The organism is Frankia sp. AiPs1 (assembly GCF_023716945.1).
In the GTDB taxonomy this organism is placed as follows: Bacteria; Actinomycetota; Actinomycetes; order Frankiales; family Frankiaceae; genus Frankia.
The window spans coordinates 1-7,144 of record NZ_JAMQQF010000297.1 but is presented as its reverse complement, the minus strand read 5'-3'; the positions used below and the strand labels follow the sequence as shown (position 1 = coordinate 7,144).

Sequence of the window (7,144 nt, the reverse complement as noted above, 5' to 3'; positions counted from 1 at the left end):
GGCGTGCAGTACCGACGCGGCGTTCCGGGCAGCCGGCGTCCGACCGGCATCGGCGGCGGCATCGGCATCAGCGGCGGCATCGGCATCAGCGGCGGCATCGGCATCAGCGGCGAGCCGGGCGGCGGTGCGCTGCGCGGTGCCACGCGCCCAGGTGCCGGTGCTCGCGGCTCCGAGCAGCAGCACACCCGCTCCGCACAGCACAATTGTCCACCAGCCGACGGCGCTGGTCGGATCGACGACCCCGGCGCGGCCGGCGACGTGCGCCGCGGCGAGCGAGCCGATGACGGCGACGCCGAGGGACTGCCCGACCTGGCGGCTCGTCGAGGCGATGCCGGCGGCCACCCCGGCCTGGGACTGCGGCATGCCGGTCACGGCCGTGTTGGTGATCGGCGCGTTGACCATGCCGAATCCTAGCCCGACGAGCACATAGGCCGACACGAGCCAGGGTACCGAGGTGCTCACACCCAGCCCGGTCAGCATCATGCTGCCGGCCGTCATCGTCACGCCCGCGATCAACAGCGGTGTGCGGGCCCCACGGCTGGCGACGAGCCGCCCGGCGATCGGCGCGGACACCACCGTCATCCCGGCCATCGGCAGGGTGGTGATCCCGGCGAGCAGCGGCGAGTAGCCCCGAACCTCCTGCAGGTACAACGTGTTGAGGAACAGGAAGCCGGCCAGCGCGGCGAAGGCGAACACGGCGATGCCGGTCGCCCCGGCGAACGGCGCCGCCCGGAAGAAGCGGACGTCCAGCAACGGTTCGGTGCGGCGGCCTTCGTAGCGGACGAGCACGGCCGCCGCCAGCGCCGACACCGCGAACAGTGCCAGCGTCCGGGTGGCGAGCCAGCCCGCCGACGGGGCCTCGATGATCCCGTAGGTCAGCGCGGCCAGGACGACGATCACCAGGGCCTGCCCCACCGGGTCGAACCGGCGGGCCCGTGCCGCGCGCGACTCCGGGACGAACAGGCCAGCGAGCACCAGCGCCGCGACGCCGACGGGGACGTTGACCCAGAAGATCGCTCGCCAGCTCACCGACTCGACGAGCGTCCCGCCGAGCACCGGTCCCAGGGCCATGCTGACGCCGATCACCGCGCCCCAGACCCCGATCGCCCGCGCTCGTTCCCGCGGGTCGGTGAACGTGTTGCTGATGATCGACATGGCGACCGGGTTGAGCATCGACCCACCGACCGCCTGCACCATGCGGAAGACGATCAGCCAGGTCAGGCTCGGCGCGACGCTGCACAGCAGCGACCCGAGGGTGAACAGGACCAGCCCGGTCTGGAAGACCCGGCGACGGCCGAGCCGGTCACCCATCGACCCGCCGAGCATGAGCAGACTGGCCAGAACCAGCGTGTACGCGTCGATCGTCCACTGCAGGCCGGAGGCGGAGGCGTGCAGGTCACGGCGCAACGACGGCAACGCGACATTCACGATCGTGTTGTCGAGCCCGACGATGAACAGGCTCATGCAGCAGATCGCCAGGACGAGGATGCGCCGTCCTCGGGTCAGGTCGGACATCAGCGGCTCCCCCGCGAGCGGTGTGGCCGGCACCGACAGCACCGGGCGGCACCGGGCGGCACCGGAACCCGACCACACCCCAGATAGTTGTAACCCAACAATCATTACCGTACTGCAACCATCTGTCCCGAACCACGCCACCGACGTCTACTCCGTCACGCGCATCCACCACCTGACGGCAACCCACGAGGGCGCGACGGGGCCGCGGCACCGGAGTCATACCGGATCAAGATTCGGACACAACAGGATGACTGATCTTTTTCGGAACAATACGTCTCACCCGCCGCCAGCCAGTCATCACCGCCTGGGTACTACGCGGTGTCGGCGCCGGACCCCCGTAGCGATAGCTTCCGTCCGTGCTCGGCAACGAAGTCCATGCGCAGGACGTCTCCGACTGGAATGTCTCGGCCGACGAGCTGAGCGGCCGAGAGGAGAAGGTCTGGCTGTGTGATCCCGGGACCGGAGAGCACTGGCTCTACAAGCCAGTCACGATGAAAGACGGCCATACCCAGTGGGAGGACTGGGCGGAGAAGATGGCCAGTCATGCCGCCGGACTGCTGACCGTACCCTGCGCCGAGATCGCGCTCGCGCTTCGGCACGGACGCCGCGGCAGCCTCTCCCGCAACCTGCGACCGGCGTCCTACGAGATGCAGAGCGGTCTCGTCCTGCTCTCCGCCATGGTGGCGGACTACCGGCCGGGAACGGATAACGTCCGCGGACGACCCGGGCATTCACTGGCCAACATCCAGCATGCGTTGGAGGGCGCGTTGCCGCCGCCGAACGCCGCGCTACCCGACTCCTTCGAAGCGTTCGACACATTTGTGGGCTACCTCGTCCTTGACGCCTGGGTGGCGAACCGGGACCGTCACGATGAGAACTGGTCGGTCCTGCTGCCAACTCCGCCGCGCGACCCAACCGAGCCGAGCAGGCTTTCCGGGTCCTACGACCATGCAGGCTGCCTTGGCTTCAACCTTCGAGACGACCGCCGCATCCGGATGCTGGACACGCCGGGCGGCGTCGAGCGCTGGGCTGGCCGGGGAACGGCCTGGCGCTTCGAGCATGATCCTTTGGATGGGCCGGTCTCCCTCGTCGCACTGGCGCACGAAGGCCTACAGATGGCGAGCAGTCGGGCACAGGACTACTGGATCGGCCGCCTGACAGAGATCACCGAGGATGACGAGGCCCAGATCTTCGCCACGGTCCCAGAAATGTCGGAGCCATCCCGTACGTTCGCCCGTGAGCTACTGAGGATCAACAGAGGGAGGCTACTCCATGCAACCTAGTAGATCTCTCGCCACTCCCGGTGACCAGGCGGCCGGCATGCCGCAAGCCGACCGTCGCCTCGCGGTCACCTGGCAGCACCCGGTCGGCCGGGCGATACAGCCGGTGGCGTTCCTGACGTTCGATGGCACCAGGTATCGCTTCCAGTACATCAGAAACGCAGAATCGGTCGCCGACTTCCGTCCGCTCCTGGGCTTCCCCGACCTGGCCGCATCATACGAGTCACGGACCCTGTTCCCACTGTTCGCCCAGCGCGCCATGGACCCACGGCGCCCGGACTACGAGCGCTACGTCACCAGTCTGGGGCTGGACACCGATGCCACCCCGTGGGAGCAGATAGGCCGGTCCGGTGGACCACGACAGGGGGATACGCTCCAGCTCTTCCCCGAGCCCACCGTCGATCGGGACGGAATCCTGCGCTGCTCATTTCTGGTCCACGGAATTCGGCACCTCATCAATCAGGATATCCTGGTCGACGGAATCCGGCGAACTATTGGCCACAATGAGCTGGAGATGGCTCTCGGGCGGCTTCGCGCCGGAGATCCACTGCGCATCGTCAGACAACCAGACAACCCGGAAAACAGTCATGCGCGCCTCACCACCACTCGAGACGGTTTCCCGCTCGGCTGGCTGCCCGATCTACTCTTGGACGATGTCCGCTCGCTGGCACCCCAGCGCATCGTGGTCGCTGTCGAGCATGTCAACGGCCCTGACGCACTCTGGCATCTTCGCCTTCTCGCCCGCCTGTCGGCTAAGGCGCCGCCGGGCTATCGACCGTTCGCCGGAGCAAAGTGGCTGCCGTACAGCACCGGGCCGGATCAGCCGGACGAGCCCGAGACCACAGGAATCCGGTGACACCGACCAACGCTAGTAGGAGAAGACGTCCGGAAATCCACCAAGCTCAAGACCTACCCGAGCGGGCAGGAATTCACAGCACCGACGATAAAGATCGTCCAGATCGGCGTTCCGGAGACCCTCGAGCAGCGCGTCAAGCAGCCGCGGAAGGTGGACGACGTCATTGACGGCATAGGCTATCTGGTCCGCCGTCAGCTCCGCCGCGGACCAGTCGCTCGTCCGGACCGCACCCTTGGTCAATCGCACCTCAAGATAGCCAGCCAGCAGCGATTGTAGGGAATGGGCGCTGTTTGGAGCCGCCGGGGACAGCAGCTTCGACGCCACCTTGGTACACAGGACCGACCGCGGGGACACGTTCCACGCATGCACCATAAAACGCAGATCGAAGGGGGCGTGATGAAAGACCTTCATCACCGTACGATCGGCTAGCAGAGTGCATAGATTCTCCGGTCGTCGGCGCCCATCGAGCTGCACCACGACCGGGGTGGCACCCTCCGCGAAAATCTGACAGGTGGCGAGCTTATCGACGCGCCAGTCGAGGCCGGAGGTCTCCACGTCCCAAGCTATCCGACTCTGCGAGCCGAGAAAGGCGATCAGATCAGGTTCAAGATCACCATGAGCGATCAGCGGCGAATGAGACAAGACAGACAACTCCTCCGAGGTGTCAGAAGTGGAGTCATATTCGACTCCCGGCCTCATACTGTAGCCGCTCACGGCGAAAAGCGTCGGGTGCGCACTGCTTAACCCTGTATTCTCCGCTGCGACCACGAGCCTCATTCGAGGTGGATCAAGAACCGAGTCCGGCGCCACCGAAAAACAGTAATCAGAATTTTCCGTGGCGGTGTGGCGGTGTGGCGAGGTGGCGGGGGCCGAATGCGATGACTGGAAATACGCTCGGCGCACCGCGCCAGGAAGCGGACTCCGTATTCGACTCGGTGCGTGGCAGCTACCCGCGTGCCGATGGGGCGACCGGCGCTGGAATGCCGCCAGCCACCCCACGTCGGGCTACCCGCGCCGGGCCGTGAGCAGGAGGCGGCCGGCGCCCAGGGTGTAGGGCGTGCCGTCCGGACCGGCGTAGCGTCGGACGTCGGTGAATCCGGCGTCCGTCAGCAGGTCGCCCAGATGGGCGCTGGTGTAGACGTGGTGCAGCGCGGTGGCCGCCAGCCGCCGCGACCCCTGGATGAAGCGATAACGGCTGATCAGCCGGCTCGCCGCGACGTCGTACTCGGTGGTCGTCTCCACGGTGATGTCGCCGGTCCGGATGGTGCCCGGCGCCCCGGTGAAGCCGGGCAGGATCGACTCGGCCGTCGCCCCGAAGTCGACGACCAACCCGCCACCCGGGCGGACGGCCCGGCCGAGTGCGCCGACGAAGGCGCGGGTGCCGGCCAGGTCCAGGTAGCCGAAGCTGTTGCCCAGGCAGACCGCGGCGTCGAAGATGCCGAACCGGCCGATGTCACGCATGTCGCCGTGCTCGAACGCCACAGCCTGCTCGGATGCCACAGCCTGCTCGGATGCCACAGCCTGCTCGGATGCCACGGCCTGCTCGGCGAGCCGCGCCGCCCGCCGGGCGTGGGCGATGGCCTCCGTGGACAGGTCGACCCCGGTCACCCGGTGGCCCCGCGCGGCGAGGGCGAGGCTGTGCCGGCCGCTGCCGCACGGGACGTCCAGGATCCGCGAACCGGCCGGCAGACCGAGCCTGGCCTCGACGAAGTCGACGTCGGCCGCGGTCCATTCCGGTGTGGCGGCACGCCGCCAGAACTCGTTGGGAAGGTCGGTGAAGAAGTCCGCGTACCACGCGGACGGAATGTGCTCGGACGAGATGTGCTCGGACAACGCAGGATGCTCCCGACTGCGGTACCTCGACAGGACGTTGCTGTCGCGGGGCACCGGAAGAGGACGCCGCGCGCGGTCAGCCAGCCGATGGGTGGCCGAATCCCGCTGCCGGCACGGCGCCGGCGCGGCGTTCGACGTGACCGCCGCCGGGCCTGGCCCGCCGGACGATCACCGGTGACCCGGGACGGGGCCCGGGGCAGCCATGGCATCCTCCATGTTCGCCGCCGGACCGCTGCCCGGCGGGACTGCGACCGACGGTAACCACCGCGCCCGGACCGGGCAACGGATTTTCCGACCCCGACCGACCGAGGCCGACCCCGACCGACCGAGGCCGACCGAGGCCGACCGGCCGGGCTCCGAGTCGGGGACCGCCCGTATCCTCAGGGCGGGTCGAATCGGGATCGGGAGGACCAGCGCAGTGCTACCTCTGCATCCTGACGATCCGACGACGATCGGCGACTACCGGCTGCTGCAACGGCTTGGCGCGGGCGGCATGGGCCGGGTGTACCTCGGCCGAAGCCCGGGCGGACGCACGGTGGCGATCAAGGTCGTCCGCTCCGAGTTCGTGGACGACCCGCAGTTCCGTCAGCGGTTTCGGCACGAGGTCGATGCGGCGCGTCGAGTCGGCGGGGCGTGGACCGCACCGGTGCTCGACGCCGATCCGGACGCGCAGCGGCCCTGGCTGGTCACCGCGTTCGTCCCCGGCCCGTCATTACACGAGGCCGTGCGCGCTCACGGCCCGCTGCCGGTCGGCACCGTCCGGGCGCTGGGCGCCGGGCTGGCCGAAGCGTTGATCGCCGTGCACGGCGCGGGTCTCGTGCACCGCGATCTCAAGCCGTCCAACGTGCTGTTGAGCCTGGACGGCCCGCGGGTTATCGACTTCGGCATCTCGCGGGCGGTCGACGCGACCGCGCTGACGCACACCGGGGCGGCGATCGGCTCGCCGGCGTTCATGGCGCCCGAGCAGATCGGGGCCGGGGACGTCGGGCCGGCCAGCGATGTCTTCGCGCTCGGCGCGGTGCTCGCGCACGCCGCGACCGGCACCAGTCCGTTTCAGGCGTCCACCGTGCCGGCGATGATGTACGCGATCCTGTCCCGGGCGCCGGATCTGGCCGCCGTGCCGGACGAGCTGCGTGAGCTGGTCGACGCCTGCCTGCGCAAGACCCCCGGCGAGCGGCCCTCCCCCAGGGCGGTGCTCGCGGCACTGGCGCCCGCTGGTGGCGCCGCCGCGCTGATCACCGCCGGCTGGCTGCCCCCGGCGCTGATCACCGCGCTCAGCCGCCGCGCCGTCGCCCTGCTCGACCTCGACGCCCCGGCCCGCCCGTCCTCGTCCCCGTCCCAGGACCCGTTCGGCACCAGTTCTCCGCACTCGCCCCGCACCACCCCGAACCACTCGGAACCGCCGACCACCACGCCGCCACCCAGCGCATACCCACCACCCAGCGCATACCCACCACCCAGCGCATACCCGCCGCCCATCGCATACCCGGCCCCCAGCGGATACCCGCCACCCAGCGCGCACCCGCCGCCTGGCAACCATCCGCCGCCGGGCGCAGGCTCGGCTCCCGGTAGCACCCCGCCACCCGGCGCGTACCCACCGCCTGGCGCGGTCCCGCCACCCGGCGCCGGACCACTACCCGGGCACCGCACGGGGCAGGAC

6 protein-coding genes are annotated in these 7,144 nt (G+C 69.3%); 3 read left to right on the top strand and 3 right to left on the bottom strand.

Translation table 11 applies throughout. From position 1 onward, the window contains the following. The coding region (locus tag ND748_RS21125; protein ID WP_251747724.1) for an MFS transporter at nucleotides 1–1,515 on the bottom strand (1,515 nt) is incomplete at its 3' end. A gap of 356 nt (nucleotides 1,516–1,871) precedes the next feature. On the opposite strand from ND748_RS21125, the gene ND748_RS21120 reads away from it, so the two are divergent. Next, the gene (locus ND748_RS21120) at nucleotides 1,872–2,798 is read left to right on the top strand and encodes a hypothetical protein (protein ID WP_251747723.1); all 927 of its coding nucleotides are present in this window, start codon (nucleotides 1,872–1,874) and stop codon (nucleotides 2,796–2,798) included. Nucleotides 2,799–2,835: 37 nt separating this feature from the next. Beyond that, nucleotides 2,836–3,651: a hypothetical protein gene (locus ND748_RS21115; protein ID WP_251747722.1), complete on the top strand. Its 816-nt coding sequence runs from the start codon at nucleotides 2,836–2,838 to the stop codon at nucleotides 3,649–3,651. A 12-nt stretch (nucleotides 3,652–3,663) separates the two neighbouring features. On the opposite strand, the gene ND748_RS21110 is transcribed toward ND748_RS21115, so the two are convergent. Next, entirely contained in the window at nucleotides 3,664–4,419 is a 756-nt protein-coding gene (locus ND748_RS21110; RefSeq protein ID WP_251747721.1) for a ribonuclease D, read from the bottom strand. Nucleotides 4,420–4,656: 237 nt separating this feature from the next. Further along, on the bottom strand, nucleotides 4,657–5,484 hold the full coding sequence (locus ND748_RS21105; protein WP_251747720.1) for a cyclopropane-fatty-acyl-phospholipid synthase family protein: 828 nt from the start codon (nucleotides 5,482–5,484) through the stop codon (nucleotides 4,657–4,659). A gap of 418 nt (nucleotides 5,485–5,902) precedes the next feature. On the opposite strand from ND748_RS21105, the gene ND748_RS21100 reads away from it, so the two are divergent. Next, on the top strand, nucleotides 5,903–7,144 hold a 1,242-nt coding region (locus ND748_RS21100; protein ID WP_251747719.1), incomplete at its 3' end, for a serine/threonine-protein kinase.